At 72.9% G+C, this 26489-nt stretch carries 24 protein-coding genes; 12 read left to right on the forward strand and 12 right to left on the reverse strand.

Annotation, left to right across the window (positions count from 1 at the left end):
• The 3 genes from AB0C38_RS08580 to AB0C38_RS08590 form a co-directional block, all read left to right on the forward strand.
• A partial coding sequence (locus AB0C38_RS08580) for a LuxR C-terminal-related transcriptional regulator (protein ID WP_360668729.1) occupies positions 1 to 1283 on the forward strand: 1283 nt, incomplete at its 5' end.
• Positions 1267 to 4014, forward strand: a complete 2748-nt coding sequence (locus AB0C38_RS08585; RefSeq protein ID WP_360668731.1) for an AAA family ATPase — start codon at positions 1267 to 1269, stop codon at positions 4012 to 4014. The genes AB0C38_RS08580 and AB0C38_RS08585, both read left to right, overlap by 17 nt.
• A 2-nt stretch (positions 4015 to 4016) precedes the next feature.
• Positions 4017 to 6800 carry an AAA family ATPase gene (locus AB0C38_RS08590; RefSeq protein ID WP_360668733.1) on the forward strand — a complete coding sequence of 928 codons (2784 nt, stop codon included), beginning with the start codon at positions 4017 to 4019 and terminating at the stop codon, positions 6798 to 6800.
• 22 nt (positions 6801 to 6822) lie between these two features.
• Here the strand turns inward: AB0C38_RS08590 and AB0C38_RS08595 are convergent, their stop codons facing one another.
• The 4 genes from AB0C38_RS08595 to AB0C38_RS08610 all read right to left on the reverse strand — a co-directional run bounded on the left by AB0C38_RS08595 (position 6823) and on the right by AB0C38_RS08610 (position 10221).
• Positions 6823 to 7470: a response regulator transcription factor gene (locus AB0C38_RS08595; RefSeq protein ID WP_360669923.1), complete on the reverse strand. Its 648-nt coding sequence runs from the start codon at positions 7468 to 7470 to the stop codon at positions 6823 to 6825.
• Between the two features lie 86 nt (positions 7471 to 7556).
• Positions 7557 to 8450, reverse strand: coding sequence for a TIGR03619 family F420-dependent LLM class oxidoreductase (locus AB0C38_RS08600; protein ID WP_360668736.1), 894 nt, complete (start codon positions 8448 to 8450; stop codon positions 7557 to 7559).
• A gap of 101 nt (positions 8451 to 8551) precedes the next feature.
• Complete coding sequence (locus AB0C38_RS08605; RefSeq protein WP_360668739.1) at positions 8552 to 9319, reverse strand: SDR family oxidoreductase; 768 nt, start codon at positions 9317 to 9319, stop codon at positions 8552 to 8554.
• An 11-nt stretch (positions 9320 to 9330) separates the two neighbouring features.
• Positions 9331 to 10221 (reverse strand): NAD(P)H-binding protein, encoded by an 891-nt coding sequence (locus tag AB0C38_RS08610; protein ID WP_360668741.1) that lies wholly within the window; start codon positions 10219 to 10221, stop codon positions 9331 to 9333.
• A 92-nt stretch (positions 10222 to 10313) separates the two neighbouring features.
• On the opposite strand from AB0C38_RS08610, the gene AB0C38_RS08615 reads away from it, so the two are divergent.
• The 5 genes from AB0C38_RS08615 (at position 10314) to AB0C38_RS08635 (ending at position 15077) form a co-directional block, all read left to right on the forward strand.
• Positions 10314 to 10823: a helix-turn-helix domain-containing protein gene (locus tag AB0C38_RS08615; protein WP_360668744.1), complete on the forward strand. Its 510-nt coding sequence runs from the start codon at positions 10314 to 10316 to the stop codon at positions 10821 to 10823.
• Between the two features lie 65 nt (positions 10824 to 10888).
• On the forward strand, positions 10889 to 11251 hold the full coding sequence (locus tag AB0C38_RS08620) for a DoxX family protein (RefSeq protein ID WP_360668747.1): 363 nt from the start codon (positions 10889 to 10891) through the stop codon (positions 11249 to 11251).
• Positions 11248 to 12126, forward strand: a complete 879-nt coding sequence (locus AB0C38_RS08625; protein WP_360668750.1) for an RNA polymerase sigma-70 factor — start codon at positions 11248 to 11250, stop codon at positions 12124 to 12126. Before AB0C38_RS08620 ends, AB0C38_RS08625 begins: the two co-directional genes overlap by 4 nt.
• A gap of 136 nt (positions 12127 to 12262) precedes the next feature.
• Positions 12263 to 12718, forward strand: coding sequence for a hypothetical protein (locus tag AB0C38_RS08630; RefSeq protein WP_360668753.1), 456 nt, complete (start codon positions 12263 to 12265; stop codon positions 12716 to 12718).
• 124 nt (positions 12719 to 12842) lie between these two features.
• Positions 12843 to 15077 carry a LuxR C-terminal-related transcriptional regulator gene (locus AB0C38_RS08635; protein WP_360668756.1) on the forward strand — a complete coding sequence of 745 codons (2235 nt, stop codon included), beginning with the start codon at positions 12843 to 12845 and terminating at the stop codon, positions 15075 to 15077.
• A gap of 100 nt (positions 15078 to 15177) precedes the next feature.
• Here AB0C38_RS08635 and AB0C38_RS08640 read toward each other — a convergent pair whose 3' ends face one another.
• The 7 genes from AB0C38_RS08640 to AB0C38_RS08670 form a co-directional block, all read right to left on the reverse strand.
• The gene (locus AB0C38_RS08640; RefSeq protein ID WP_360668759.1) at positions 15178 to 15990 is read right to left on the reverse strand and encodes a hypothetical protein; all 813 of its coding nucleotides are present in this window, start codon (positions 15988 to 15990) and stop codon (positions 15178 to 15180) included.
• Positions 15987 to 16616 carry a hypothetical protein gene (locus AB0C38_RS08645; RefSeq protein WP_360668762.1) on the reverse strand — a complete coding sequence of 210 codons (630 nt, stop codon included), beginning with the start codon at positions 16614 to 16616 and terminating at the stop codon, positions 15987 to 15989. The genes AB0C38_RS08640 and AB0C38_RS08645 overlap by 4 nt, the downstream gene beginning before the upstream one ends.
• A 48-nt stretch (positions 16617 to 16664) precedes the next feature.
• Positions 16665 to 17621, reverse strand: a complete 957-nt coding sequence (locus tag AB0C38_RS08650) for a hypothetical protein (protein ID WP_360668765.1) — start codon at positions 17619 to 17621, stop codon at positions 16665 to 16667.
• Positions 17622 to 17907: 286 nt separating this feature from the next.
• A complete protein-coding gene (locus AB0C38_RS08655) occupies positions 17908 to 18462 on the reverse strand; it encodes an ATP/GTP-binding protein (RefSeq protein WP_360668767.1) in 555 nt (184 codons plus the stop codon).
• A 16-nt stretch (positions 18463 to 18478) separates the two neighbouring features.
• Positions 18479 to 18850, reverse strand: a complete 372-nt coding sequence (locus AB0C38_RS08660; protein WP_360668770.1) for a DUF742 domain-containing protein — start codon at positions 18848 to 18850, stop codon at positions 18479 to 18481.
• Positions 18847 to 19272, reverse strand: a complete 426-nt coding sequence (locus AB0C38_RS08665; RefSeq protein ID WP_285998307.1) for a roadblock/LC7 domain-containing protein — start codon at positions 19270 to 19272, stop codon at positions 18847 to 18849. Before AB0C38_RS08665 ends, AB0C38_RS08660 begins: the two co-directional genes overlap by 4 nt.
• 51 nt (positions 19273 to 19323) lie before the next feature.
• Positions 19324 to 21744, reverse strand: coding sequence for an ATP-binding protein (locus AB0C38_RS08670; RefSeq protein WP_360668773.1), 2421 nt, complete (start codon positions 21742 to 21744; stop codon positions 19324 to 19326).
• Between the two features lie 547 nt (positions 21745 to 22291).
• On the opposite strand from AB0C38_RS08670, the gene AB0C38_RS08675 reads away from it, so the two are divergent.
• The 4 genes from AB0C38_RS08675 to AB0C38_RS08690 are packed head-to-tail and all read left to right on the forward strand — an operon-like array spanning position 22292 to position 25650.
• Positions 22292 to 23683 (forward strand): fatty acid desaturase, encoded by a 1392-nt coding sequence (locus AB0C38_RS08675; protein WP_360668776.1) that lies wholly within the window; start codon positions 22292 to 22294, stop codon positions 23681 to 23683.
• Entirely contained in the window at positions 23683 to 23871 is a 189-nt protein-coding gene (locus AB0C38_RS08680; RefSeq protein WP_360668779.1) for a ferredoxin, read from the forward strand. Before AB0C38_RS08675 ends, AB0C38_RS08680 begins: the two co-directional genes overlap by 1 nt.
• Positions 23868 to 25022: an FAD-dependent oxidoreductase gene (locus tag AB0C38_RS08685; RefSeq protein ID WP_360668782.1), complete on the forward strand. Its 1155-nt coding sequence runs from the start codon at positions 23868 to 23870 to the stop codon at positions 25020 to 25022. The genes AB0C38_RS08680 and AB0C38_RS08685 overlap by 4 nt, the downstream gene beginning before the upstream one ends.
• Position 25023: 1 nt before the next feature.
• On the forward strand, positions 25024 to 25650 hold the full coding sequence (locus AB0C38_RS08690) for a TetR family transcriptional regulator (RefSeq protein ID WP_360668785.1): 627 nt from the start codon (positions 25024 to 25026) through the stop codon (positions 25648 to 25650).
• 1 nt (position 25651) lies between these two features.
• Here AB0C38_RS08690 and AB0C38_RS08695 read toward each other — a convergent pair whose 3' ends face one another.
• On the reverse strand, positions 25652 to 26479 hold the full coding sequence (locus tag AB0C38_RS08695) for a haloalkane dehalogenase (RefSeq protein WP_360668787.1): 828 nt from the start codon (positions 26477 to 26479) through the stop codon (positions 25652 to 25654).
• Positions 26480 to 26489 lie beyond the last annotated feature (10 nt).

Below are 26489 nucleotides of genomic sequence, written 5' to 3' on the forward strand. Positions count from 1 at the left end.
GCCAGATTCCCGGCCAGTCGGCGGGACCGGCCAGGCGGATCTCCACCGCTCAGCCTTCCGAAGTCGACATCAGGCGAAGGTCCGCGACCCTCGCACTGGCCGGCCGCGGCAGCGAGGTCGCCGCGGCCTGCGCCCGCGCCGTGGTCCGGCTGCCTGCGGCGGCCGCGTCGAGCGACGACCTGCTCGCCGCCGCGCGGACCCTGCGGCTGGTCGACGACGCGCCGAACGCCCTGCGCGCGCTCGACCGGGCGGTGGCCGAGGCCGCGGTGCGCGGCGACCAGCCCGCGCTCGGCCGGTCGCTGGCCGCCCGCTACCACGCGCTGCGGGAGAGCGGCGACCGCGAAGGCGCGCTCGCCGACCTCCGGGTCGCGGCGCTGGCCGACTCGGGACGGCGTCCGGCCCTTGCGGTCCGGATCGCGCTGTCGACCGCCCTGTGCGACGACGACGAGCCGGCCGCCGCCGAGGCGCTGCTGCGTGGGGCGCGCCCGGACGAGCTGGCCGGCGAGCCGGCGCAGCACCAGCTCTGGCTGCTTTGCCTGGCACGGGTCCGGGCGGCCCGCTCCGATGTGGACGGCGCGCTGGAGCTGCTGCTCGAGTCCGGCCGCCGGCAGGAGGAAGCCGGCATCGGCAACCCGGTGTTCGCGCCGTGGTGGTTCACCGCCACGCTGCTGCTCGCCGCCCACGGCCGGCACGAGGAAGCGGCCGCGTACGCCGAACGCGGCGAGGAGCTCGCCGAAGGCTGGCAGACGCCGACCGCGCGCGGCCTGGTGCTGCTGGGCCGCGGTGTGGCCGCGTCGGGGACGCGCGCGGTCGAACTGCTGGCCGAGGCGGGCCGGGTCCTGGCGGCCTCACCCTGCCGGGTCGAGTACGCGCGGGCGGAGTACCTGCTGGGCAAGGCTTTGACGGGCGTCGGCGACCGCAAGGCCGCGCGCCAGCACCTGCGCCAAGCGGCGATGCTGTCCGCCTGCTCGGGGTGGCGTTCGATCGGCGGGCTCGCCCGCGAACTGCTCGAGGAAGCGGGCGGCCGGCTGCGGAAACCGGGTGCCGACGTCTTGACCCAGCGCGAACGCGAAGTGGCCGAGCTGGTCGCCGGCGGGGCGAGCAACCGCGACGTCGCGGGCACCCTGTTCGTCTCGCCGCGGACCGTCGAGCTGCACCTGACCAACGTCTACCGGAAGCTGGCCGTCGACAGCCGGGCCGAGCTGGCCGCGGCGCTGCGGGCGAGCGCGGGCTCCCCCTCGGTCTCCTCGGCACCGAAGAGGACGCATGGGCTCGCCGGGTAGCGACGACGCCCCGGTGCTCGCCGAGTGGACGCCACCCGGCGGGACCGGCCTGCCGCACCAGCGCGGCGTGCCCGGGCCGCGGCTGGCCGAGCGCGACGAGGAGTCCGCGCTGCTGACCGGGCTGGTCCACGGCCTGCCCGACGGAAACCCGGCGGTCGTCACGGTCACCGGCGCGCCCGGCTCCGGCCGCAGCGCCCTGCTGGCCTCCGTCGCGGCGACCGCCCGGCACGCGCGGCTGCGCGTCGCCCACGTGCCGTGCTGCCCGTCCGACGGCACCGAGCCGTTCACCGTGCTGCACCAGGTCTTCACCGCGCTCGGCGCCGCGCTTCCCGAGGCGGCGGTCGGGGAGGGCGAAGGCCCGGTGCCCGGCGGCCGCGTCCTCGGCGGGTTGTGCCGGGACCTGGCCGCCGCGGCCGACGGCCGGCCACTCGTGGTCGCCGTCGACGACCTGCACTGGGCCGACGCCGCTTCCCGGGCGTGGCTGCACGCGCTTTCCGGGCTGCTGAGCGAGATTCCCGTGCTGCTGGTGGTCAGCCAGGCCAGCGGGCTGGACACCTGGCGGCCCGCGGCCGCCGCGCACGGCATCCGGTTGCGCCCGCTCGGCGACGCCGCGGTGGCCGGCCTGGTGCGCGAGCGGCTGGGCGCGGGGGCCGACGAGCGGCTGGTCGAGCACGCCGTGCGCGGCAGCGGCGGGAACCCGGCGGTGCTGACCGAGGGCCTGAACCGGCTGCGCATGGAACCCGGGTTCGCGCGCGAGCAGGCCGGGCTGTTCACCCGGATCGCCGGGGAACGCCTGCTGCGCCTGGTCGACGCCCTGCCCACCGGGCTCACCGCCGTGCTGCGCGCCGTTTCGGTGTGCCCGGACGGGTTCGGCCCGGCGCTGCTGGCGGAGCTGGCCGGATGCCCGCCGGAGCGGCTGGCCGCGGACCTCGCGCGGCTGCGGGCGATCGGCCTGGTCGCCCCGGACGGCGGGCTGACCGAACCGGACACCGGCCAGCGGGTGCTCGGCCGGATGACCGAGGGCGACCGCGACGCCTTCTTCACCCGCGCGGCGAAGCTGGGCCACGAACACGGCGTCGCGAACGCGGCCGTCGCGGCGATCCTGCGGCGGACCCGCGTGATCGGCGAGCCCTGGGTGGTGGAAGTGCTGCGCGCGGCCGCCCGGCTGGGCCAGGCCGGCGGCCGCGACGGGCAGGCGACGGCGTCGCTCAAGCGCGCCCTGCAGGAACCCCTCGAACCGGCGCGGCGCGCGGCCGTGCTCATCGACCTCGGCTCCGCGGAACTGCTGCTCGACCAGGAGGCGGGCGACCGGCACCTGGCCCAGGTGCTGTCCGAACTGGACGGTCCGGGCCTCGGCGGGCACCGGCTGCTGGCCGCGGACCTGCTCAACGCGCGGGGCGGGCTGGACGCGCGCACCCTCATCGCCGCGTTCCGCCGCCCGGACGTCTCGACGGCGGAGCGCGCCACCCTGCTCGGCCTGTACTGGCTGGCCGACGGCGACCCGCAGGACCGCTCGGCGGTCGGCGGCTACGGCATGCCGCCGCTGCCCGAGCGGCCGTCGGATCCGGCTCAAGCGGCCGTGGCCGCGGTGGTGCTCGCGCGGCGCGGCCTGCGGCCCGCCCGCGTGCGCGGGCTCGCGCGCGCCGCGCTGGCCCAGCCGATGGTGGAGGTGAGCGCGCTGACCGTGCGCGCCGCGGCGGTCCGCGCGCTGGTTCTCACCGGGGACCTCGCCGAAGCGGAGGCCCACGGCGAAGAGGTGCTCGCGCAGGCGCGCCGGCAGTGCTCCCGGACGCTGGTCGCCCGCGCCCTCGCCGAGCGGGCCGAGCGGCACCTCGCGGCGGGGACCCTCGACGACGCGGTGACCGACCTGACCGGCGCGCACGAGCTGGTGCCGCCCCGGCACTGGCACTCGATGCTGCGCGCCCGGGTGGTCGCGACCGAGGCCAGGGTGCACCTCGAAGCCGGCCGCGTCGACCTCGCGCGGGAGGCGCTCGAGCGCGACCCGGTCGAGCCGGGACCCGGGCTCGGCAGCTCGTTCCTGTTGTACGCCAACGGCGCGGTGCTGCTCGGCGAGGGCCGGCCCGACCAGGCGCTCGCCCCGCTGCGCGAGTGCGGCCGCCGGCTTTCCGCGCGCGGCTGGGAAAACCCCGAGGTCCTGCCGTGGCGCTCGACCGCGGCGAAGTGCCTGGTGGCCGGCGGCGAACGCGAAGCCGCCCGGCTGCTGCTCGGCGAGGAGCTCGCCGCCGCGAGCGCGTGGGGCACCCGGGCCGCCGTCGGCGGCGCGCACCTGGCCGCCGCGCTCACTCTCGGCCCCGAAGACCCGGACAGCGCCGGGCACCTGACGCAGGCCGTCGGGCTGCTGCGCGGCAGCGGCAGCCACCTGCGCCACGCGACCGCACTGGTGGAGCTGGCGGCAGCCGGTGAGGGTGCCGCGGCCGGCGACCACCTCGCGGAGGCGGGCACCCTGGCGGCGCGGTACCGCTGGCGGTGCGTCCTCGGCCGGCTGCACGAGCTGACCGGCGGTGAGGTTTCGCGGCTGCACGGGCTTTCCGAGGCCCAGCGCCGGGTGGCGAAGCTGGCCGCGGCGGGCACCTCCAACGCCGGGATCGCGGTGAAGCTCGCGGTGACCCGGCGGACGGTCGAGCTGCACCTGACCAACGTCTACCGCAAACTGGGCATCGGCGGCAGGCGGCAGCTGGCCGAGGCACTCGCCGCCGGCAAGGAGGGCTAGCCGTGGCGCTGCCGGAACGCGAGACCGAACTGCGCCGGCTGCGCGGCGCGATCGCCGCGGCCGCGGCGGGGCAGGGCTCGGTCACGGTGCTCACCGGGCAGCTCGGCGTGGGGAAAACGGCGCTGCTCAAGGAAGTCCTGCAAACGGTGGAGGCGGACCCGGGCGGGCCGAAGGTGCTCACGGCGGCGGCCAGCCGGACCGAACAGGACTTCGACTTCGGGATCGCCTGCCAGGTGCTCGAGCCGCTGGTCGCCGAGGCGGACGCGGGCGACGCGGACCGCTGGTTCGCGGGGACCGCGTCGGCGGCGCGGTGGCTGTTCCCCGGCGCCCCGGGCTGGCCGGGGTGGGAACCCGGCGACCACAACGACGTGCTGACCGCGCACGGCCTGCTCGGCCTGCTCGCCGCGATCAGCGCCGACCGGCCGCTCGTCGTGCTGGTCGACGACCTGCACGTCGCCGACCGGCAGTCGCTGACCTGGCTGCGGCAATGCGCGCGGCGGATCCACGAGCTGCCCTGCGCGCTCGTCGTCACGGTCCGCGAAGGCGATCCGGGGGCCGACCGGCCCGCGATCCGCGAGCTGTGGGAGCTGGCGAAGACCCGGCTCCGGCCGGCGAACCTGTCCGAGGCCGGTGTCGGGGAGGTGCTGCGCGCCGCGTCCGACAGCCGGGCCGGCGACGCGCGCTTCGTCGCCGCCTGCCACGCGGCGAGTGCCGGAAACCCCTTGTACCTCAGCGAAGTCGTGCGCGGCGACCACCCGCACCGCGTCGGGCCGTCGGTGCTGAAGGAACGGCTGGCCGCCCAGCTCGCCGTGCTGCCCCCGCAGGTGGGCGACTGCGCCCGGGCGATCGCGGTGCTCGGCGCGCACGCCCAGCCGTGGCTGGTCGAGCACCTCACCGGTGGTGACTCGGTGGCCGTCGCGGAGGCGGTGCGGGCCTTGAGCCGGCTGGGGGTCCTCGACCCGGGGTGCCCGCCGCGGTTCGCCGCACCCGTGCTGCGGACCGCGATCGAGGCGTCGATGACCGCGCAGGAAGACCTGCGGCTGCGGGCGCGCGCGGCGACCGTGTTCCACGAAGCCGGGTTCGCCGCGGAGACCGTCGCGGCCCAGCTGCTCGAGGTGCCCGCGCCGTCGCCGTCGCCGTGGATGCCGGAGGAGCTGCGCACGGCCGCCGACGCGGCGACCCGGCGCGGGGAGCCCGAGACGGCGGCGCGGTACCTGCGCCGCGCGCTGCTCGACCTGCCGCCTGACGGCCCGGAGCGCGGCTGGCGGCTGGTGGACCTGGCGCTCACCGAAGCCGCCTTCGACGTCCTCGCCGCGATCCGGCACCTCACGCAGGCGGTCGGGCTGCTGCCCACCGCGCGGGAACGGGCCGAGGCGGTCACCCTGCTGCCGCTCTCGGCGTTCCTCCGGCCGGAGGCCGCCGTCCTCGTCGGCCGCGTCACCCCGGAGGACGCCGGCGCCCAGGCCGGGCTCCGCCTGGAGGCGCGGATCCGGCTCACCCGCTGCGAAGACCCCACGCTGCTCGCCGGCGCGGTGGACCGCCTGCGCGAGCTGGGCCCCGAGCCGCCGACCGCCACCCTCGCCGAACGCGAGCTGCTGGCGGTCCTGCTGCACGCGGCCACGCTCACCGCCGGGATGCCTGCGGACACCGTGGCGGAGCTGACCGACCGGCTGCTGCGCTGCGCCCCCGCGTCGTCCGCGGAGTTCGCCGGCACCGCGCCGCTGCTGATCATCTCGGCCCTCTCCGCGGGAGCTGTCGGCCCGACGTCGACGTGGCTGGAGAGCGCGGCCGGCGAACAGGTCCACGGCCGGCCGGCGCGACCGGCGTCGCTGATCGCCGCACGCGGGGCGGTGCTGGCCCAGACCGGGCAGCTCACCCGCGCGCGGTCGACGGCCTGGGAGGCGTACGAGCTGATCGGCGGGAACCTCGGCGAAGCGCCCGAGTCACTGGTGATGGCGCTGGTCGTGATCGCGGTGATCACCCGCGACGAGCGGCTCGCCAAGACACTGGTCGAGCACTTCGACGAGCACGCGCTGGCGCGGGCCGGCCTGCACATCCGGGCCGCCCTGCTGATGCTGCGCGGCGCCGTGACGGCGGTGGAGGACCCCCGCGGCGCACTGGCGCGGTTCCTCGACTGCGGTGCGGCCCTGCACCGGGCGGGCTGGCGGAACCCGGGGATGTTCCCGTGGCGGACGTGGAGCGCCTGGCTCCAGCGGCGGCTCGGCGACCCCGGCTCGGCCGGCGAGCTGATCGACGACGAGATCCGGTGGGCGCGCCGCTGGGGCGCGCCGGGGCCACTCGGCCGCGCGCTGCGGATCAAGGCGTCGCTGTCCTCAGGCGCCGAGGCCGATCGCATGGTGGCGGAGTCGATCGAGACGTCCCGGGCGTCGGGGGACCGGCTGGAGCTGGTCCGCGCCCTGCTGGCGGAGGGCACCCTGCTGCGCGACGACGGCAAGGAGGAGGCGGAGGACCGGTTCCGCGAGGCCTACCGGCTCGCCGAGGGCTGCGGCGCGCCGTGGCTCACCGGCCGGACGGCCGAGGAGACGACCGGGCCGGGCGCACCGTTGGTCAGGCCGTCGGCGGCGCTCAGCGAGGCGGAGGGCCGGGTGGCCGGGTTCGCCCTCGACGGGCTGACCAACGGCGAGATCGCGGCCGAGATCAACGTGACCCGGCGGGCGGTCGAGAAACACCTGACGAACTGCTACCGGAAACTGGGCATCTCGGGCCGGGCGGAGCTCGCCGAGGTCTTCGGCGCCTGGGGCTTCGGGGCGCGCAGCAGCGCGTAGGCACCGCTTTCGGGCCGGTGGGTCAGCCCGCGAGACCCGCTTCGTGGGCCAGCAGGCCCGCCTGGGTGCGGTTGGCGCACCCCAGCTTCGTCAGCATCCGCGAGACGTAGCTCTTCACCGTGGCTTCGGACAGGTGCAGCTTGGCCGCGATCGCGGCGTTCGACATGCCTTCGCCGAGGCAGACCAGCATGTCGAGCTCCCGGTCGGTGAGGTCCGAGGTGCGCTCGCGTGCCTCCTGTGAGCGCTCGTGCTCGCCGGCCGACGCGGTGACCATCCGGCGCGCGGCCTCCTTCGACAGCACCGTGTGCCCGTCGGCGGCGACCCGCACGAGCCCGATCAGGTCCTCCGGGGGTGTCGACTTGAGCAGGAAGCCCGACGCCCCGGCCCGCAGCGCCTTGAGGACGTAGCTGTCGGTGTCGAAGGTCGTGAGCGCCACGACCGACGGCGGGTTCGGGAGCTTGACGATCCGCTCGATCGCGGTCAGCCCGTCCACCCCGGGCATCCGCAGGTCCATCAGCATGACGTCGGGCCGGAAGCGCCCCGCGGCCTCGACGGCCTCGGCGCCGTCCTGCGCCTGCCCGACGATGTCGATGTCTTCGGCGGAGGTCAGCACCGTACGCAGGTGCGCGAGCACCATCGGCTCGTCGTCGACGATCACCAGGCGGATCACGTTGTCGTCATTCCCTTGGGTGCGCACACCCCGCAGTATCGCACTGTCCGGGCCACCTCCGCCCGGACAGTGCGATGCGCGGTGGATCAGCCGCGGGCGACCAGGTCCAGCAGCTTGCCGGTGAGGTCGAGGTGCTCGTCCACGCTGCTCGTCAGGTAGGAGATGTCGACGAACGTGTGGTCCGGTTCGAGCGCCGTGACGATCTTCGTCACCGATTCGGCGATCAGCTCCGGTTCGGTGCCCGCGGCGGCGTTCACGCGCAGGGCCGCGCCGATGGCCTTCGGGTCCCGCCCGGCGCGTTCGGCGTCGGCCCGGATCTTGGCCAGGGTGGAGGTGAGCACGTCCGCGGGGAACTGCTCGGGGACCGACCAGACGGGCAGCCAGCCGTCGGCCCGCTCGGCGACCCGGCGCAGCGACTTCTCGCCGAACCCGGCCAGGTGCACCGGCGGCTTGCGCACCGGCTTGAGCTCGACGTGCGACTCGGCGATGGTGTAGCCGATGCCGTCGTGCGCCACGGTTTCCTTGCTCCACCAGGTGTCCAGCAGGTCGAGCAGGTCGTCCAGCCGCTTGCCGCGCTCGCCCATCGGGATGCCGACGGCCGCGTACTCGTCGGGCGACCAGCCGATGCCCAGGCCGGGCAGCAGCCGTCCGTTGCTGGCGACGTCGATGCTGGTGAGCAGCCGCGCGAAGTTCGCGGGCTGGTACTGGGTGGCGTTGATGGTGCTGGAGCCGAGGATCGCGGTCTCGGTCACGGCGGCGGCGACGGCCAGCGCGGTGAACGGGTCCTGCGCGGTGTGGAACTCCTCGGGCATGGTGTCGAAACCCGGGTAGGAGACGACGGGAGCGACCGGCGACAGCAGCCGGTCACCGACCCAGAGACTGGCCGCCCCGGCCTTCTCGGCTTCGCGCGCGTACCGGGCGATCCCGCCCGGCGTGGCCGCTGCCTTGCCGAAGACCGGAAGGCTGAACCCCAACTGCATGAATTCTCCCCTGAAGAGCGAATGGATCTTCCTGCTGCCAGTAGTACTCCCGTCTAGTTGCTCGTTCAAGTAAGCCTGGTCCGGACCACGGCCGCGGCCCGCTACCAGTCGATGTCCGGGAACAGGAACGGCTCGTTCTCCGGCGCTTCCTTGCGGGCCCGCAAGGCCTTCTCGGCGGGAGCCCCGGCCGGGACGCGCAGCGGCGGCGCGGGCTGCTCGATCGTCGTGGCCACCGTGGCGGCCACTTCTTCGGGCGTCACCACTTCGCCGCGGAGGGCGGGAAGTTGTGCGTACAGCGGGGCGTACGGGTCGTTGTCGTCGACGAAGACCTTGGCGCGTTCGCCGCCGCCGGAGGAGACCGCGCCGGGTTGCACGACGCTCACCTTGACGCCGAAGTGGCCCGTCTCGATGGCGAGCGTCTCGGCGATCGCTTCCAGGGCCCACTTGCTGGCGGCGTACGGGCCGATGATCGGCAGCACCAGCCGGCCCTGGATGCTCGAGACGAACACGAGGTGGCCCGAGCCGCGTTCGCGCATCGCCGGGAGCACGGCCTGGGCGACCCGCAGCGCGCCCAGCGTGTTGAGCCGGAAGAGCCGGTCGACCTCGTCGAGCGGAACGGTTTCCAGCGGTGCGCGCACGGTTTCCCCGGCGTTGCTGACCAGCACGTCGACTTCGCCGGCGTCCCGGATCGCCCGGTCGACGCTGTCCTGGTCGGTGACGTCGAGGCGCAGCCGCTGATCGACGGGGAGGTCGGCGAGCGTCTGCGGGTCGCGCGCGGTGGCGATCACCCGGTGGCCGCGGCGGGAAAGTTCGAGCGCGATCGCGCGGCCGATGCCCTTGGACGCGCCGGTGATGAGTACGGACGACATGGTGGTTCTCCTCAGGGAACGAAGTTGGGGCCGTCGGTGGTGAAGGTGTCCTTCTGCGCCAGCACGAACTGCTCGACCGACTGCGGTGTCCGGCCGCCGACCTTCTCGACGACGTCGTTGGTGCCGGCGAACACTCCGTCGCGGTAGTCGACGGCGACGTAGCCGAGGTGCTGAACGAGATGCGCGGGCAAACCGCGCGTGGTCATGGCGGTGGTGAACTCTTCGACGCTGATCGGCTCGTAGCGCACCGGGATGCCGAGCGTGGCGGCCATGATCCGGGCGATGTCGTGGTGGTCGAGTTCGACCGGGCCGTGGAGGGGGTAGGCGGCGCCGTCGTGCGGTTCGGGGTCGGCCAGGATCGCGGCGATCACGTGCGCCTGGTCGGCGGCGGCGATCGGCGCGTGCCGTCCGTCGCCGAACGGCAGCCGCAGAAGGCCTTCGCCGTCGCGCAGTTCCCACCACGTGGTGAGCCACTCGGCGAAGAACGTCGGCCGCAGGTGGGTGGTGAGCAGGCCGGTGCGTTCCAGCACGCGTTCGGCGAGCCAATGCTGGCGGGCCGCGTTGCTGCGCGCTTCGCGGCGGGCGGAGATCTGCGACATGTCCACCACCGAGCGAACGCCGTTTTCCGTTGCCGCCTGGGCGACGTTGACGGTGGCTTCGAGCAGGCCTTCGCGGATCGGGTAGCAGAAGTACGCACCGCTGACCCCGCGCAGCGCGGCGGTGACGCCGTCGAGGTCGAGGAAATCGGCCTGGACGACTTCGGCGCCCGCGGCGGCGAGGGCGCGTGAACGTTCGTCCTCCCGGCGCACCATGGCCCGGACGCGGTGGCCGCGGGCCAGCAGGAGGTCGGCGGTCGCGCCGCCGGTCTTGCCGGCCGCGCCGGTGACGAGGAACTGGTGCACGGAACCCTCCTGATGACTAGTTCATTCATTGAACTGGCTCACCGTAGCACGATCCAGTTCAGTGAACGAACTACCCGGTGTACGCTGGGCGCATGGCTCTCCCCAGCACTTACGCGGACCGCAACTGCTCGCTGGCGCGCTCCCTGGAGGTCGTCGGGGAGCGGTGGACGCTGCTGATCGTCCGTGACGCGTTCTTCGGCGTCCGGCGGTTCGGCGACTTCGCCGCCCAGCTCGGGATCCCGCGCGCGGTGCTGACCAGCCGGCTGAAGTCCCTCGTGCGGGAGGGCGTCCTGGTCCGTGCGGACGACGGCGGGTACCTGCTGACGGACAAGGGCATCGCGCTCTGGCCGGTCGTGCGGGCCCTGATGGGCTGGGGCGACGCGTTCTACTCCCCGGCGGGCGAGAAGCGCACCACCCGGCACGACGAAGACGGCGGCCGCCTCGACGCCGACGGCCGGTGCGCGGAGTGCGGGGCACTGGTCCCGGTGCCGGAGATCCGCATCGAACCCGGCCCGGGCCACCAGCCGCAGCCCGGGGCCGCGGACCCGGTGTCGGCCGCGATCAACACGCCGCGCCGGCTGCTCGAACCGATCGCGGTGTGACCCGGGTCATGCGCTGTCACAGGCGTCCGGTACCCGGTGTCTTGAGGCCGACAGAAGGAGACCTCATGGACATCGCACTCTGGATCGCCGCCGGGCTGCTCGCGGTCGTCGCCCTGACCGGGGGCGTCAGCAAGACGTTCGTGCCGAAGGCGAAGCTCGCCGCCACGACGGGCGGGGAATGGACCGGGGAACGCAGTGCCGGCTTCGTTAAGACGCTCGGGGTCCTCGAGCTGCTGGCCGCGGCCGGCCTGATCCTGCCCGAGGCCCTCGGGATTGCCCCCGTCCTGGTCCCGGTGACCGCCGTCTGCTGGGTGCTGCTCATGATCGGTGCCATGGTCACGCACCTGCGCCACGGCGAGGCGAAGTTCGTCGCGCTGAACCTGACGTACCTCGCCGTCGCGGGTTTCGTCGCCTGGGGCCGGGCATGAGCGCGACCGACGCCTTCGTCGCCCACCGCAACCTGCTCTTCACCGTCGCCTACGAGATGCTCGGCTCGGCGGCCGACGCGGAGGACGTGCTCCAGGAGACCTGGCTGCGCTGGGCCGACATCGACCTCGGGCAGGTGCGCGACCAGCGCGCCTACCTGGTCCGCATCACCACGCGGCTGTCGCTCAACCGGCTGCGCACGGTGAAGCGCCGCCGGGAGGCCTACGTCGGCCCCTGGCTGCCCGAGCCGCTGCTCACCGCGCCGGATGTCGCCGAGGACGTCGAGCTCGCCGAGAGCGTGTCGATGGCGCTCATGCTCGTCCTCGAGACGCTGTCGCCGACCGAGCGCGCCGTCTTCGTGCTGCGGGAGGTCTTCGACTTCGGCTACGACGAGATCGCCGCCGCCGTCGGCAAGACCGCGGCAGCCTGCCGCCAGATCGCGCACCGCGCCCGCAAGCACGTCGACGCCCGCCGCCCGCGCGAGACGGTCTCCGCCGGCGAGACCCGGGCCGCCCTGGAATCGTTCCAGCGTGCGATGGAGACCCGGGACCTGCAGGGCCTGCTCGACGTGCTCGCCCCGGACGTCGTCCTGGTCAGCGACGGCGGCGGAGTGAAGCAGGCGGCGCTGCGGCCGGTCGTGAGCGCCGACAAGGTGGTCCGCTTCATGACCGGCGGCATCGGCCGCACCGAGGCGAAGCTGACCAGCGCCCCCACGGTCGTCAACGGCAACCCGGGGCTGGTCCTGCACCTGGACGGCGAGCTCGACGGCGTCATGGCGGTCCGCGTCGAGGGCGGCCGCATCACCGGCCTGTACTACGTGCGCAACCCGGAGAAGCTGACGCGCGTCGAGTCGGAGACCTCGCTGACCCTGCGGTGACCGGCGGCGGACAGTAGCGCCGCGGGCGCGGCACGTGAGGGACAGGTATGGAGTCAGGTACTTGTACGGGTGCGGCGACGCCCGCCCCGACGCAAGCTTGACCGGCCCCCGATGACCGCAGGAGGTCGGAAAACCCATGGAGCACGGCCGGTCGCGTCCCCTCCTCCGGGTCGTTTCCCCCGATGACGCCCCGGAGCCGCGACCGGCCACCTCGGGTTCCCGTGACCGCTACGCCGACCTCGACGACCGGCGGCTGGCCGCCATCCTGGCCGCCGAGGACACGGCGGAGGAGCACGGTCTCAACCCGCACACCCGGAGCACCTGCTACGTCCACCGGTGCTGGGCGCACCAGTGCGTGGGCGACCCGCTGCACGTCCTCGTGGTCACCGGGCACCGGTGGTGCCGCCGCTGCGAGTGCACGGTCGACGTCGCCGTCGACGAGACGCCGCCCGGCGCGGTGCACCTGTTCTGCCCGCGCTGCGGCCAGGCCGGTTCGGCGGCCAACCGCGAGGTCCGCCAGGCCTGCCGCACGAGCCTCTCGGCGATGCACGGCGGCGACACGCCCACGCTGTACAGCCTCCCCGACGCTTGAGGCGGTTGCTTCCTCCGAGGGGTCCGCATTGACCGGCCCGCGCGGACGTCCTTACGGTGCACGGGTGGGGAAGTCCGGTGCTACGTGCGGAAAGGGAAACCTGCCCGCGGACACGACGAGTTTCGTGGGACGCAGGTCCGAGGTGGCCGAGGTCAAGCACCTGCTGACGCGGGCCCGGCTGGTCACGCTGACCGGCGTGGGCGGGGTCGGCAAGACGCGGCTGGCCGTGCAGACCGCCGCCGGGCTGTCCCGCGCGTTCCCCGACGGCGTCTGGCTGGTCGAGCTCGCCGGGCTGCAGGACCCGGCGCTCGTCGCGCACACCGTGCTCGAGGCGCTGGGCGTCCACGACGAAACCGGCCGGGCGCCGGCGGCCGTCCTGGCCGAGCACTTGCGGGCCCGCCGGCTGCTGGTGGTCCTGGACAACTGCGAGCACGTCCTCGACGCCTGCGCCGCGCTGGCGCACGACCTGCTGCGGGCCGCGCCCGGCCTGCGGCTGCTCGCGACCAGCCGGGAGCGGCTGGCGCTGGCCGCCGAGCACCTCTGGCCGGTGTCCCCGCTGCGCCTGCCGGAGCCCGGCCGTCCGCTGCCCGGCGGGGCCTGGCTGCGCTACCCGGCGCTGACGCTGTTCGCCGAACGCGCGGCCGCCGTCGACCCGGCGTTCGCCGTCACCGCGGAGAACCAGGAGCGCGTGGCGCAGGTGTGCCGGCTGCTGGCCGGCATCCCGCTGGCGATCGAGCTGGCGGCCGTCCGGCTGCGGGTGCTGACGCTGGCGGAGCTGGAGTCCGGGCTGGGCGACTGCTTCCGGCTGCCCGGCACGGTGAAGCGCGGCGGCGAGCCCCGGCACCAGACTCTCTTGGCCGCCGTCGGCTGGAGTTTCACGCTGTGCGCTCCGGCCGAGCAGCGCCTGTGGGCCCGGGCGTCGGTGTTCACCGGCGGCTTCGACCTGCCGGCGGCCGAACGCGTCTGCGCCGGCGAGAACGTCCGCGCCGGGCTCGCGGGGCTGGTGGAGAAGTCGGTGCTGATCCGCGAAGGCGGCCGGTTCCGGTTGCTGGAGCCGCTTCGGCAGTTCGGTCGGGAGAAGCTGACCGAGTCCGGGGAAGCCGGCGGCGTCCTGCGGGCCATGCGGGACCACTACCTCGACCTGGCGGTGCGCGGCGAACGGGAGTGGTTCGGCCCGGAGCAGGCGGAGACGTTCCGCCGGACCCGCCTGGAGCACATGAACCTGCGCGCCGCGCTGGACTACTGCCTGACGACGCCCGGCGAGCTCGAGATCGGCCTGCGGCTCGCCTCGACCCTCTGGTTCTACTGGGCGGGCTGCGGGGTCTTCGGCGAAGGCCGCCACTGGCTCGACCGCGCGCTCGCGCTTTACCCCCATCCGGGCGAGGAACGCGCGAAAGCGTTGTGGGTCAACGGGTACGTCGCGACGTTGCAGGGGGACAACGCCGGCGCGGTCGCGATGCTGGAGGAATGCCGCGCGTACGCCCGGCAGACCGGCGACGACGTGGCGCTGGCGTACGCGACGCACCGGCTCGGCTGCAACCTGCTGGTCGGCGACGACGTCGGCGACGCGAAGGCGCTTTTCGAAGAGGCGCAGGCCCGCTACCGGAAGCTCGGCGAGCTCAACAGCAACGTGATGCTGGCCGGTATCGAGCTGGCGGTCGCGCTGATCTTCCTGGGCGACCTCGACCGCGCGGGCGAGCTGTGCGAGGAGGCGTGCGCGACCGGCGTCGCCTACGGCGAGCAGTGGGCCCAGGCGTACGCGATCTTCGTCCAGGCCCTGGTCGCGCTGGGCCGCGGCGACTTCGCCCGGGCGGCCGAGTACGGGCGGCACTGCCTGCGCGTCAAGCGGAAGTTCCACGACCTGCTGGGCATCGTGCTGGCGATCGAGGTGCTGGCCTGGAACGAAGCGGCCCGCGGCCGGTGGGAACCGGCGGCGACGATGCTCGGGTCCGCCCAGCCGATCTGGCAGGCGGTCGGGTTCCCGATGTTCGGGTCGCGGTACTTCGGCGCCCCGCACGGAGAGTGCGAGAAGCAGGCCCGCCGCGGGCTGGGGGAGGGTCCGTTCGAGGCGGCTTTCCGCCGCGGCCGGGAGTTCGGGCTGGAGGAAGCGATCGGGTACGCGCTGGGGGACGCGACCCCGGCACCGGCCCCCGGCCCGGCACGGGAGACCCCGCTGACGGACCGGGAGCACGAGGTGGCGCTCCTGATCGCGGACGGCCGGTCCAACCAGGAGATCGCGGACAAGCTGGTCATCTCGCGCCGGACGGCGGAGGGGCACGTGAACCGGATCCTGCGGAAGCTGGGGTTCGATTCGCGCAGCCAGGTGGCCGCCTGGGCGGCGCAGGTGTCGCGGCTTTGACGCGCGTTCCCGCGGCCGGTCGCGCAAGCCGGACTTCGATGCGGTGAATGACTCATTCCTGGCATCCGGCGCCAGGCATGAGTCATTCACTGCATCGCGGTCAGCCGAGTCGTGCGTCCCAGTCGGCGAACGCAGCCACCAGATCGGCGGGCGCCTCGATCTCCTTGAGCCGCCGCAGCTGGTCCTCGATGTAGTACCGGTACAACGGGACCAGCCCCGCCGCCAGCTCCGGCCGCAGCTCGTCGGCGTCCAGCGGGTGCCCCTCCCGGACGCGCAACGCCAGCCGGACCAGCGAGCCCGCCGGGGCGTCCGGCTGGGCCAGGTACCACTCGATCGCCTCGTCGTTGTTCGCCGCGCGGCCCGTCGGAAGCGTTGCCGAGTACAGGAAGCGGACCGGGAACAGCACCGCCTTCGTGAACCAGACCGTGTCCACCAGCAGCCGGCGCGGCTCGCGGAACTCCGCGGTCACCTCGGGTGTGGCCAGGACCGCGATCGCGAACCGGGCACTCTCCAGCAGCAGCTCCGAAGCTGCCGGGCGGGCGATCTCCGCGAGGACGTCCGAGCCGAGCAGGACCCGGCCGTGGTCGGCCAGCTGCAGGCGGTCCAGCGCCGGGAAGCGGCCGTCGTCGCGGCCTTCGCGCAACGCCGGCAGGGACGCCCAGAACACCGACAGCTTGCGGTGCAACGGACTCCGCTCCTGCAGCGCCGCCGTCGTGTCCGCGATCGAGGAGCCGTCGGTCTCCTTCAAGACGAGCGCCAGGTCGATGTCGCTCGCCGCCGGGGCGTATCCACCGTAGGTCAGGCTGCCCAGCAGGTACGCGCCGATCAGGCGCTCTCCCAAGGCTTCCTGGTACGCGCGGGCGGCTTCGGCGGCGACTTCGCGAGCGGCCGAGGCCGGGTCGGTCGTGGTCATGCGGCCACCGTATCGCGGCGGGCGCACTCGGCGATGCGATCGGACACGACGCCGATCACCTGCCACGCCCGGTCGAGCACCGCGACGACGTCCTCCACCGTCCAGTCACCGCGGCGGCGCAACAGTTCGTAGCCCATCTCGAGGTGCTCGACGTCGGCTTCGTCGTGCAGGTCGAAGTATTCGTCGTCGGGGAACGCCCGCGTGCCCGCCTGGCTGAACACCAGGCTGCCGGCTTCGAGGGCCAGGTGCGCCAGCACCGCGCGCTGGACGCCGGGCAGGATCGCGAACTGGTCGACGAACCACGACGCGCCCGCTTCGATCACCGGGTCCCAGACCAGCTGCCGGTCGTCCGCGCGGCTGCGGGCCAGGATCTTGTCGTGCCCGATCTCCTCCTCCTGGTGCTCCAGGGCCAGCGCCCGCAGCTCCGGGTCGCTCTCGAAGGTGACCCGGGCGCTGATCATCCGCTGGAAGGCGTTCGACCACGGCTGCAGGTAGGTGAGCACCGCTTTCTTCGTCTCGTCGGAGGTGCTCGCGTCGGTCAGCAGCCGGATCAGCTCCGACGCACCGTATTCCCGTTGCCGCTGCTCGTTGTGGCGCGCGACGCGCTCGACGTCCTGCTGGGTCACGATCGGCTCCTTACCGTGGTGCTGCGGGAGATCATCTTTCCGGGGACATCAGGCAAGATCAACCGGCGCGAGAGACCGGTCGTACACGGGGAACCGGAAGTACGTGGTGACGTCGCCGCGCCGGCCCGCTGTGCGATAGCTCACCAGCTCGAGGATGTCCGTCCCGGACAACGGCCCCGGCGCCAGCGCCGACGTGAGGAGGCGGAACCGGCCCGGGTCGACGCCTTCGCGGTGCAGCAACGCGGCGGTGCGCTCGACGGCTTCTTCGTCACTCGAAGCGAGATCGGGCAGGCGCAGGTACGTCGTCGACTCGGCCGCGCGGTCCGGTCCGGACCGGAACGCGAGGCAGCTCAAGGCGGCCGCACCGGCGTCTTCCCGGTCACCGGCCAGGGTTCGGTAGGCGACGCGCGCGTCGTCGGCGTCGTGGCGCAGTGCGACGGAGGCGACGCGGTTCACCTCGGCGAGGCCGGCGCCGTGGTTGCGGTAGTAGATCTTCACCCGGGCCTCGGCCTCGTCGGCCAGGTCCACCGCGAAGAACTCGATTTCCCGGGCGCCTTCGATGTTTTCGACCTGCCGCCGGGTGGTGTCCCACGCCTCCGCCATGCCGAGCCGGTCCATGGCTTCGGCCACCGCCGCCTCGCGCTGGGCGTGCGGCCACGGGTAGAGCCCGAAGTACGTCTTGTGGACGACTCTCGACGGCGGCCGCCAGGCGATCGAGTGCCACCGGGGCGCGGGCGACGGCCGGCCCCCGCGCGGCGTGAACGTCTCGTGCACCCGTTCCAGCCTGCGGGAACCGCTTTCTCCGGGCAGCGCCACGTCGTGGCCGAGGCTGTCGAACAGCACCCGCAGCTCGGGGTGCCGCCCGGACCAGTTCACCGACATCTCGGCGGGGAACCCGTCGTCCGCCACATAGGACGGCTGGGCCGGCGCGGCCCCGATCCGCTCGCGCGACCACGGGGGCAGCAGGGCGCGCAGCATCCGCGTGGTCCGCACGGACTGCGCCACCGGAACCTCGAGCGCTTCACACGCGGTAGCCCAGAGCCCGCACAGAAAGTCACCGAAGAGACGACCCTGGGCCGGGTAGTTTTCCCTTATATATTCAGGAAACTTCGGCACGTGAATCGTCACGTGCGGATGCTATCAGTTTGCTGCTTGCTCAACTAAAAAGCTGCACCCGGGTGGTCCAACCAATTGCGCCATGTGGGTTTGCCGGTGTCCGAGGTGGACACGCTCGGACACATCGGACACCGGCGCTGTCCGGACCGGACAGGGAGCGGACAAAGCGCAGGTCTCAGACCCGCACCGGCACCACCGTCATCGCGTGCTTGACGAGCCGGATCAGCGCGAGCTTGCTCGAGTCCCTGTCACGCGCGTCACACATGACGATCGGCACCCGGTCCGGGACCACGAGGGCCTCGCGGACCTCGTCGGCGGTGTAGCGCGGCGCGTTGTCGAAGCAGTTCACCGCGACGACGAACGGGATCTTCCGCCGCTCGAAGAAGTCGATGGCGGCGAAGCTGGTCTCCAGGCGCCGGGTGTCGACGAGCACGATCGTCCCGATCGCCCCGCGTGCGAGGTCGTCCCACATGAACCAGAAGCGCGCCTGGCCCGGCGTCCCGAACAGGTACAGCACGTGCCGCGGCGAGATCGTGATCCGGCCGAAGTCGAGCGCGACCGTCGTCGTGGTCTTCCGCTCGACACCGGAGAGGTCGTCGATCCCGGCGCTCGCTTCGGTGAGCACCTCCTCGGTCGTCAGCGGCGGGATCTCGCTGACCGAGCCGACCATGGTGGTCTTGCCCGCGCCGAAGCCACCCGCGACGATGATCTTGACTGGCGTGGGGACCATGTCGGCCCCGGTCCGGTCAGTACTTGATGAGGCCATCGAGAACCGCCTGGAGAGTTTCGAGGTCCGGCGACTGCGCCGAATTGTGGGTGGGGGAGCGCGTGATCACGAGGCCGCGTTCGATCAGGTCGCCGACGAGCACGCGCACGACCCCCAGCGGGATCTTCACGTAGACGGCGATCTCGGCGATCGAAACCGGGTGGCGGCACATCTGCACGATGGCCACGTGCTCCGGGCCCAGCCCGACCGGCTCCTGCTCCGAGCGCAGGGTCATCACCTGCGTGGACAGGTCGAGCCGCGCCGAGTCGGACGGCGTCCGGCCGCTGGTGATCGTGTACGGCCGGACCAGCGGCCCGGCGGCCTCGTCGTACCAGCCATCCTCGGCGCTCATGTGGCCTCCCGTAGGACGTGCGCCGCTTCACGCGGCGCGGACGCCATGTAGTCCCCGACCCGCTTGACCAGCCGGCTCATCTCGTAGGCGATCATCTCGACGTCGACGCTGTCCGCCGCCAGCACGGCGAGGCACGCGCCCTGCCCGGCCGCCGAGACGAACAGGTAGCCGCGCTCCATCTCGATCATGTTCTGCAGCACCGGGCCGCGGTTGAACTGCTTGCTCACCCCCTTGGCCAGGCTCTGCAGGCTGGAGGCGATGGCCGACAGCTGGTCGGAGTCGTCCTTGCTCATGCCGGCCGACTTGCCGATCAGCAGCCCGTCGGCGGACAGCACGATGGCGTTCTGCGCGCCGACCACGCGGTTGACCACGTCGTCGAGCAGCCAGTTGAGATCGGGTTTGGGGTTCCCGTACTCGTTCATGCGTCAGAGACCTTGACTTTCCTCTGTGGACTTTCGTGTGTGCTGTCGGGACTACGCATCGTCCGGCCCGCCCCGTCCCCGGCGGGTGCCCTTGTGGAACGCCGCGAGCGTGCGCGCGGTCCCCTCTCCGGGCGCGACGACTTCGTCGCTGTCGTCGGGTTCGGTTTCGAGCTGGGCGACGAGGTTCTGCTGGGGCTCGCGCCGCGGCAGCCGGGGCCGGTCGTCGGCCGGCGGGGACTTCCTGGCCGGTTCCCCGGCGGGGGCCGGCACCGGCTCCGCGGCCGCCGGCGGTACGGGCGGTGCGGCCGGCACGGAGGGCAGCGGATCGGGCGGGGTTAGCGCGCGCACCGGGTACGGCCTCGGCTTGACGTCTCGCTTCATCGGGATCTGGCCGGTGAACGAGCTGGGCGTGTCCATGGCACCGAGTGAGCTTTCTGCCTGCGGCGCGGGTGCGCCCACCGGGGCGAGGACCGCGGTGGTCTCCGCCGGGGAGGCACCGGGCTCGGCCGGGAGGCTTTCCTGCTGACCGGCCAGGTGCTGGGACGGGATGAGCACGGTGGCCCGGAGGCCGCCGTAGCGGGACGGGTCGAAGGTGACGGTCATGCCGAGCTTCGCCGCCAGGCGCGCGACCACGAACAGGCCGAGGCTGGAGTCGGCCCGCAGGGCCATCGCGTCGAACTCGGGCGCCTCGGCCATCATCGCGTTGGCCCAGTCGCGGACGCCGTCCTTCATGCCGAGCCCCTGGTCCGACACGTCGACGACGATCCCGCGCGCGACCGCGCGGCTGCTGACCTCGACCGGGGACCCGGGCGGCGAGAACGTCGTCGCGTTGTCGACCAGCTCGGCGACGAGGTGGATCGTGTCGGCCACCGCGGCGCCGAGGATCGCGACGTCGGGCACCTGCTCGACCTGGACCCGCGCGTACTGCTCGGTTTCCGAGACGGCCGCGCGCAGGACCTCCATCAGCGCCACCGGCTTGCGCCAGCGGCGGCCCGGCTGCTTGCCGCCGAGGATGATCAGGTTCTCGGTGGTGCGCCGCGCCCGGGCGGCGAGGTGGTCGAGCTGGAACAGCGACGCCAGCTGCGTCGAGTTGTCCTCGCGGGCTTCCATCTCGTCGAGGATCTGCAGCTGCTGGTGGACCAGGACCTGGTTTCGGTGCGCGATGCCGAGGAACACGTTGTGCACGCCGCTGCGCGCTTTCGCCTCGCTCGCCGCCGCGTTGACGGCGGTCAGCTGGGCGGTGTTGAACGCCTCGGCCACCTGGCCGATCTCGTCGCGGCCGTGGTCGAGCTGCGGAAGCTCGGCCTTCAGGTCGACGGCTTCGCCGTTCTTCAGCCGCGCCACGATGTCCGGCAGGCGGTTGCGGGCGAGGTCGAGGGAGTCGTTGCGCAGCCGCGCCAGGCGCGTCATCAGGGCACGGTCGACGAGCGAGCGGGACACCCGCACCGCGACGATGATCGCCGCCAGCGACGCGAGCAGCGCCAGGATGCTGCCGATGATCACGTTGCGCAGCTGGGCGTCACCGGAGTCGATCGCGGCCGCGGAAACCTTGTCCGCCTGGGTGATGGCGAGGTCGTTGAGCCCCTGGGCGACCTGGCTCGTCGCGCTCAGCCAGTCCGTTTCGGACACCGGAACGGAGTTCTGGTCGCTCGGCGACCACGGGCCGTGCTTGACGATCGACACCTCGGCGGTGGCCAGCTGACCCCAGGCGGCGCTCCTGGCCAAAGTCTGGTACTTGGTGCGGACGCTGGGATCGAGGAACGGCTCGATCTGCGCCAGCTGCGTCCGGTAGGTCCCGGACAGCTGCGCGAACTGGGCGAAGTCCTCGGGCGCGAAGGTGCCGGCCGAGAAGGCCGTCGACACGAGCGACGTCTCGCGGGACATGGCGTCCCCGGCGCGGAAGACCGAGGTCGCCGTGATGCCGCCGGTCGCCGCTTCGGCGTCGGGCACGACGCGGGCCTGGGTGTCGAAGAGGTTCGACGCCGTGTCCATCACGCCGTTGTAGTAGTTGTTGACCTGGCCGCGGTCGATGCTGCGGAAGCTGATCTGCGAGCGCAGCACGGGCAGCCGGTCGAACTGGGACTTCAGGGCGTTGACCTTGGCCGCGATCTCGTCCGGCGCGTTGGAGATCGTCGCGGCGAACGCGTTCTGCAGCGCGCCGAGCTTTTCGTCGGTCGCCTTCTGCTGCAGCTGCAGGCGCCCCGGGCCGAGCGCCGGGTCGTCGAGGTACTGCAGGGCGGTCTGGCGTTCCTTCTGGAACTCGCCCAGCGCGCTGGCGGCGGGGATGGACACCTCGCGCACGGACGCCGCGACCAGCCGGACGTAAACGCCGTTGAAGAGGAAGTAGGAGGAGACCGCGATCCACAGCACCAGCAGGGTCACGCTGGGAATGAGAACGGTCCTGGTCAGCCTTTTGCGGATCGACTTGTCGTACGGCTTGTCCGACTCGTCCTGAGCGTCTTTGTTCTGCACGGCGGTTCACGAACTCCTGAGTGACGGTCGGCGATAAACGGGGACTCGGACGAGGAAGCGGACACGACGATGGGACACAGCTGCCGCCGTCACCCGTCTTCGCCTCACCCTCCGTGTTGCCGCGGAATCGATCAGGGTCCGTTTTTTACCACGAACCACTGAGGCACGGTGGTCTTGGCCCGGCCTCCGGACGGTTGTCCGGCGAAGAGCGAACGGCGTTTACCGAGTGCTGCGGGCCGATTACTCCCATTTCCTCTGGTAACGGGCCCGGGCGGCATTTCCGGAGCTTGCACGCTGGGCCGAACGGGTGAAAGTGGATTCGGCCGACTCGGCGTGTCCGGCGTTCGCGGACTGGGAAAGAACGGGCACCGGCAGTGCCCCGGGCGACCCTTTGACGGCTTCTTCGTGGCCACCCTGCGTGCTGTCCGGCGAGGAAGATGATCTTCGTCACGGGTGGCCGGGGCGGACTTTACATCGAACAAGCTGTTGTCAATCGTGCTGTACATCCTCTATCGTTCTGTAAACCCAGCCAACGGAGGAGGGTGTGATGAGCGGAGCGACGATCCCCGCCGGGTCGACCGAACGGTGGCGCGACCGCAAGCGCTACCTGTGGCTCATCGGCCTGGTGGTGCCGTCCCTGGCGTTCCTCGCCATCGGGCTGCACGCCGCCACCGGCTGGGCCGGCTGGTTCTGGATCGGGCCCGTCGTGATCCTCGTGATCGTGCCGCTGATCGACCTGCTCGCCGGGCTGGACCGCAGCAACCCGCCCGACGACGTCCTCGAACGGCTGGAGCAGGACCGCTACTACCGCTGGATCACCTTCGCCTTCCTGCCCGTGCAGTACCTCGGCTTCGCGGCCGCGTTCTGGCTGATCGCCCGCGGCGACGTCACCGTCGCGGACAAGATCGGGCTCGCCGTGTCGATCGGTTGCATCGGCGGGATCGGCATCAACACCGCGCACGAACTGGGTCACAAGAAGGAAAGCCACGAGCGCTGGCTGTCGAAGATCGCGCTGGCGCAGAGCTTCTACGGCCACTTCTACATCGAGCACAACCGCGGCCACCACGTCCGCGTGGCGACGCCGGAGGACCCGGCGAGCAGCCGCGTCGGCGAAAGCTTCTACCGCTTCTGGCCGCGCACGGTCTTCGGCTCGCTGAAGTCGGCGTGGCGCCTGGAGCGCAAGCGCTACGCCCGGCGGGACAAGCACCCGTACCGCCTCGGCAACGACGTCCTCAACGCCTGGCTGATGTCGGCGGTCCTCTGGGCCGCGATGATCGCGTGGCTCGGCGTGGAAATCCTGCCGTACCTGGTGATCCAGGCCGTCGTCGGGTTCTCGCTGCTGGAGGTCGTCAACTACATGGAGCACTACGGCATGCTGCGGCAGCGGGTCGGCGCGCCCGGGCGGCGCCGCTACGAGCGCGTGGATCCCAGCCACAGCTGGAACTCCAACAACATCGCCACGAACGTCCTGCTCTACCACCTGCAGCGGCACAGCGACCACCACGCCAACCCCACGCGGCGCTACCAGACGCTGCGCGACTTCGCCGAGTCCCCGGTGCTGCCCACCGGGTACGCCGGGATGATCGTGCTCGCGCTGGTCCCGCCGGTGTGGCGGCGCGTCATGGACCCGCGCGTGTTCGCCCACTTCGACGGCGATCTCACCCGGGCCAACATCCAGCCCGGCCAGCGCGACAAGCTCCTCGCGCGCTACGGCACCCGCGTCACCGCGGCCGAAGACAAAGCCGACACCCGCGGAGATGCCAGTGAAGGCGGCATGTGCCCGGGCTGCGGCTATGTCTACGACGAGAAGCTCGGCGACCCGCGCGAAGGCTTCCCGGCCGGCACGCCGTGGTCGGCGATCCCGGACTCGTGGTGCTGCCCGGACTGCGGCGTGCGCGAGAAGGTCGACTTCGTCGCGCCGGGCCGGGTGGGTGCGTGATGCGGATCGAAGCGGACCGCGGCAAGTGCGACGGCCTCGGCATGTGCGAAGCCATGGCGCCGGACTTCTTCGAGGTGGGCGACGACGGTACGGTCGTGGTGCTCGACGAACGCCCCGGTGAAGAACACCGGACCGACGTCGCCGCGGCGGTCGACTCCTGTCCCGTGCAGGCTCTGAAGCTGACATGACCCTGGTCGTCGTCGGCGCCTCTCTGGCCGGGCTGCGCGCCGTGGAGTCCGCGCGCCGCACCGGGTACCGAGGCCGGATCGTCCTGGTCGGCGCCGAGGAGCACCTGCCCTACGACCGGCCACCGCTGTCGAAGGCGTTCCTCGACTCCGGCGGCCCGGGTCGCGTCCAGCCGTTCCACCCGGAAACCGTGCTGCGGGACGAACTCGGCGTCGAACTCATGCTGGGTGCTCCCGCCGAAAGCCTCGACACCGACGCGCGCGAAGTGAGCGTCGCGGGGACGGCCGTGCGCTACGACGCCCTCGTCATCGCCACCGGCGCGACCGCGCGCGGCCTCCCCGGGGCGCGCACGCTGCGTACCGCCGAAGACGCCGTCGCGGTGCGTGCCGCGCTGGACGACGGCGCGCGCACCGTCGTGATCGGGGCCGGGTTCATCGGTTCCGAAGTCGCGTCGGCGGCGCGCAAGCGCGGGCTGCCGGTGACGATCTTGGAAGCGGCGGCCGTCCCGCTCGTCCGTGCCGTCGGCGAGGAGGCCGGGGCGGAGTTGGCCGGGTTGCACCACGCGGCCGGTACTGAGCTGCGCCTCGGCACCGAGGTCACGGGCGTCGCGGCCGGTGGCGTCCGGCTGTCCACCGGCGAGGTCCTGCCCGCGGATCTCGTGGTCGCCGGCATCGGCGCGGACCCGGCCACCGGCTGGCTCGAAGGCAGCGGGCTGACGCTGCACGAGCGTGACCGCGGCGTGGTGTGCGACGCGACGCTGTCCGCCGGACCGCCGGGCGTCTACGCGGCGGGCGACGTCGCGCACGTGGCCAACCCGCTCTTCGACGGCGAGCCGATGCGGCCGGAGCACTGGACGAACGCGGCCGAGCAGGGTGCGGCCGCCGCTCGGCACGCGCTCGACCCGGCCGGGGCGCGCGCCTTCGAAGCCGTGCCGTACTTCTGGTCCGACTGGTACGGGCACCGGATCCAGTTCGTCGGCACGCCGCGTGCCGACGAGGTGGTGTTCGCGGGCGGGGTGACGCTGTACCGGCGCGGCGACCGGATCGTCGGCGCGCTGACCGTCGACCGTCCCCGCGAGATCATGAAGTACCGCAGGCGCGTCGCCGCGCGGGCCGCGTGGGGAGAAGCGCTGGCCTTCGCGGGCGCGGCCTAGAATGGCGATCATGAGCGCCGCACTCCCGGCCCCGCTCGAAGGGGGTCAGCACCGGCAGCCGATCATCGCCGCGGCGATCGAGCTGACCGCGCGGTCCGGGTGGTCGTCGGTCACGATGGCCCGCCTGGCCGAGGTCGTCGGGGTCAGCCGCCAGACCGTGTACAACGAGATCGGCTCCAAGGCCGCGCTGGCCGAGGCGATGGTCGCGCACGAGCTCGCCCGGTTCCTCTCGGTCGTCGACACGGCTTTCGAGCGGCACCCGGACGACCTCGTCGAGGCGTTCTACGAAGCCGTCCGCGCGGTGCTCGAACTCGCCGACGACAACCTCCTGCTGCAGGCGATCGCGTCCGCGACGCACGGCACCGCGCACGAGCTCCTCCCGCTGCTCACGACCCAGGCGGGGTCACTGCTGAAGCAGGCGAAGGCGATGCTGGCCACGCGCGTGCCGGCCTACCGGCCCGACCTCACCGACGAGCAGCTCACGGCGGTCATCGACGTCGTGGTCCGCACGGTGCTCAGCCACGTCATGCAGCCGTCGGACACCCCGGCCCGCACCGCCGACTCCTTGGCGTGGGTCGCGGCCCGCGTCCTCGGCCTGGACGCGACCCCGCCGCTGCGGCACCGCTGACTCACCGGAGGCCGTGGCGGTCCAGCCACGCCGCGATCTCGGCGGCGATCTCCTTCGGCCGGTCCTCCTGGGCGTGGTGCCCGGCTTCCCCGCAGGCCACGACGTCGAGCGCGGCGACGTTCGCCACGCACCACCGCCTCATTTCCGCACCGATGAGCAGCGTGGGAGAGCCCTCGAAGGTCATGAGCAGCTTCGGCGTGCCGGTGCTGGTCTTCAGCCACTCGTCGTAGGCCTCGATGCGGGGGATCAGCTCGGCCGGCTCGCCGCCGAGCGGCAGCTGCCGCGCCCACGCGAGGATCGGGCGGCGGCTCTCCGGCGTCGGGAACGGCGCGAGGTACGGCTCGAGATCCGCCACCGGCGTGCGCACGCCGCCGGTGAACGCCTGCCGCACGAACAGGTTCTGCTCCAGCACCAGGTCCTCGCCGACGCCGGGCGTGCGGATCTTGCGCGTCCGCTCGGCCGCCTGGGGCGACAGGTCGTCCCAGGCCATCGGCTTGACGATCGTCTCGAAGAACGCCACCCCGCGGACGCGGCCCGGGTGCCGGGCGGCGTGGTCGAAGGCGAGCGCGCCGCCCCAGTCGTGCCCGACGAGGACGACGTCGTCCAGGCCGAGCGCGTCGAACCAGGCGTCGAGGTACCGGGCGTGGTCGGCGAAGGAGTACGCGATGCCGGGCTTGGCGGAGCGGCCCATGCCGATGAGGTCGGGGGCCAGCAGGCGGCCGCCGCCGACGTGGGGGAGGACGTGGCGCCAGCCGTGCGACGAGCCGGGGTTGCCGTGCAGGAAGACGATCGGGGTGCCGGTGCCGGACTCTTCGTGGTGCAGGTCCATGTCTTGTCCC

The organism is Amycolatopsis sp. NPDC048633 (genome assembly GCF_040650695.1).
In the GTDB taxonomy this organism is placed as follows: Bacteria; Actinomycetota; Actinomycetes; order Mycobacteriales; family Pseudonocardiaceae; genus Amycolatopsis.

What these genes read in the sequence shown, in the direction of transcription:
- AB0C38_RS08660 (WP_360668770.1), bottom strand. Translation starts at nt 18,850, where the DNA reads ATGAGCGCCGAGGATGGCTGGTACGACGAGGCCGCCGGGCCGCTGGTC.
- AB0C38_RS08585 (WP_360668731.1), top strand. Translation starts at nt 1,267, where the DNA reads ATGGGCTCGCCGGGTAGCGACGACGCCCCGGTGCTCGCCGAGTGGACG.
- AB0C38_RS08625 (WP_360668750.1), top strand. Translation starts at nt 11,248, where the DNA reads ATGAGCGCGACCGACGCCTTCGTCGCCCACCGCAACCTGCTCTTCACC.
- AB0C38_RS08600 (WP_360668736.1), bottom strand. Translation starts at nt 8,450, where the DNA reads ATGCAGTTGGGGTTCAGCCTTCCGGTCTTCGGCAAGGCAGCGGCCACG.
- AB0C38_RS08695 (WP_360668787.1), bottom strand. Translation starts at nt 26,479, where the DNA reads ATGGACCTGCACCACGAAGAGTCCGGCACCGGCACCCCGATCGTCTTC.
- AB0C38_RS08655 (WP_360668767.1), bottom strand. Translation starts at nt 18,462, where the DNA reads ATGGTCCCCACGCCAGTCAAGATCATCGTCGCGGGTGGCTTCGGCGCG.
- AB0C38_RS08665 (WP_285998307.1), bottom strand. Translation starts at nt 19,272, where the DNA reads ATGAACGAGTACGGGAACCCCAAACCCGATCTCAACTGGCTGCTCGAC.
- AB0C38_RS08640 (WP_360668759.1), bottom strand. Translation starts at nt 15,990, where the DNA reads ATGACCACGACCGACCCGGCCTCGGCCGCTCGCGAAGTCGCCGCCGAA.
- AB0C38_RS08685 (WP_360668782.1), top strand. Translation starts at nt 23,868, where the DNA reads ATGACCCTGGTCGTCGTCGGCGCCTCTCTGGCCGGGCTGCGCGCCGTG.
- AB0C38_RS08675 (WP_360668776.1), top strand. Translation starts at nt 22,292, where the DNA reads ATGAGCGGAGCGACGATCCCCGCCGGGTCGACCGAACGGTGGCGCGAC.
- AB0C38_RS08690 (WP_360668785.1), top strand. Translation starts at nt 25,024, where the DNA reads ATGGCGATCATGAGCGCCGCACTCCCGGCCCCGCTCGAAGGGGGTCAG.
- AB0C38_RS08680 (WP_360668779.1), top strand. Translation starts at nt 23,683, where the DNA reads ATGCGGATCGAAGCGGACCGCGGCAAGTGCGACGGCCTCGGCATGTGC.
- AB0C38_RS08605 (WP_360668739.1), bottom strand. Translation starts at nt 9,319, where the DNA reads ATGTCGTCCGTACTCATCACCGGCGCGTCCAAGGGCATCGGCCGCGCG.
- AB0C38_RS08630 (WP_360668753.1), top strand. Translation starts at nt 12,263, where the DNA reads ATGGAGCACGGCCGGTCGCGTCCCCTCCTCCGGGTCGTTTCCCCCGAT.
- AB0C38_RS08620 (WP_360668747.1), top strand. Translation starts at nt 10,889, where the DNA reads ATGGACATCGCACTCTGGATCGCCGCCGGGCTGCTCGCGGTCGTCGCC.
- AB0C38_RS08615 (WP_360668744.1), top strand. Translation starts at nt 10,314, where the DNA reads ATGGCTCTCCCCAGCACTTACGCGGACCGCAACTGCTCGCTGGCGCGC.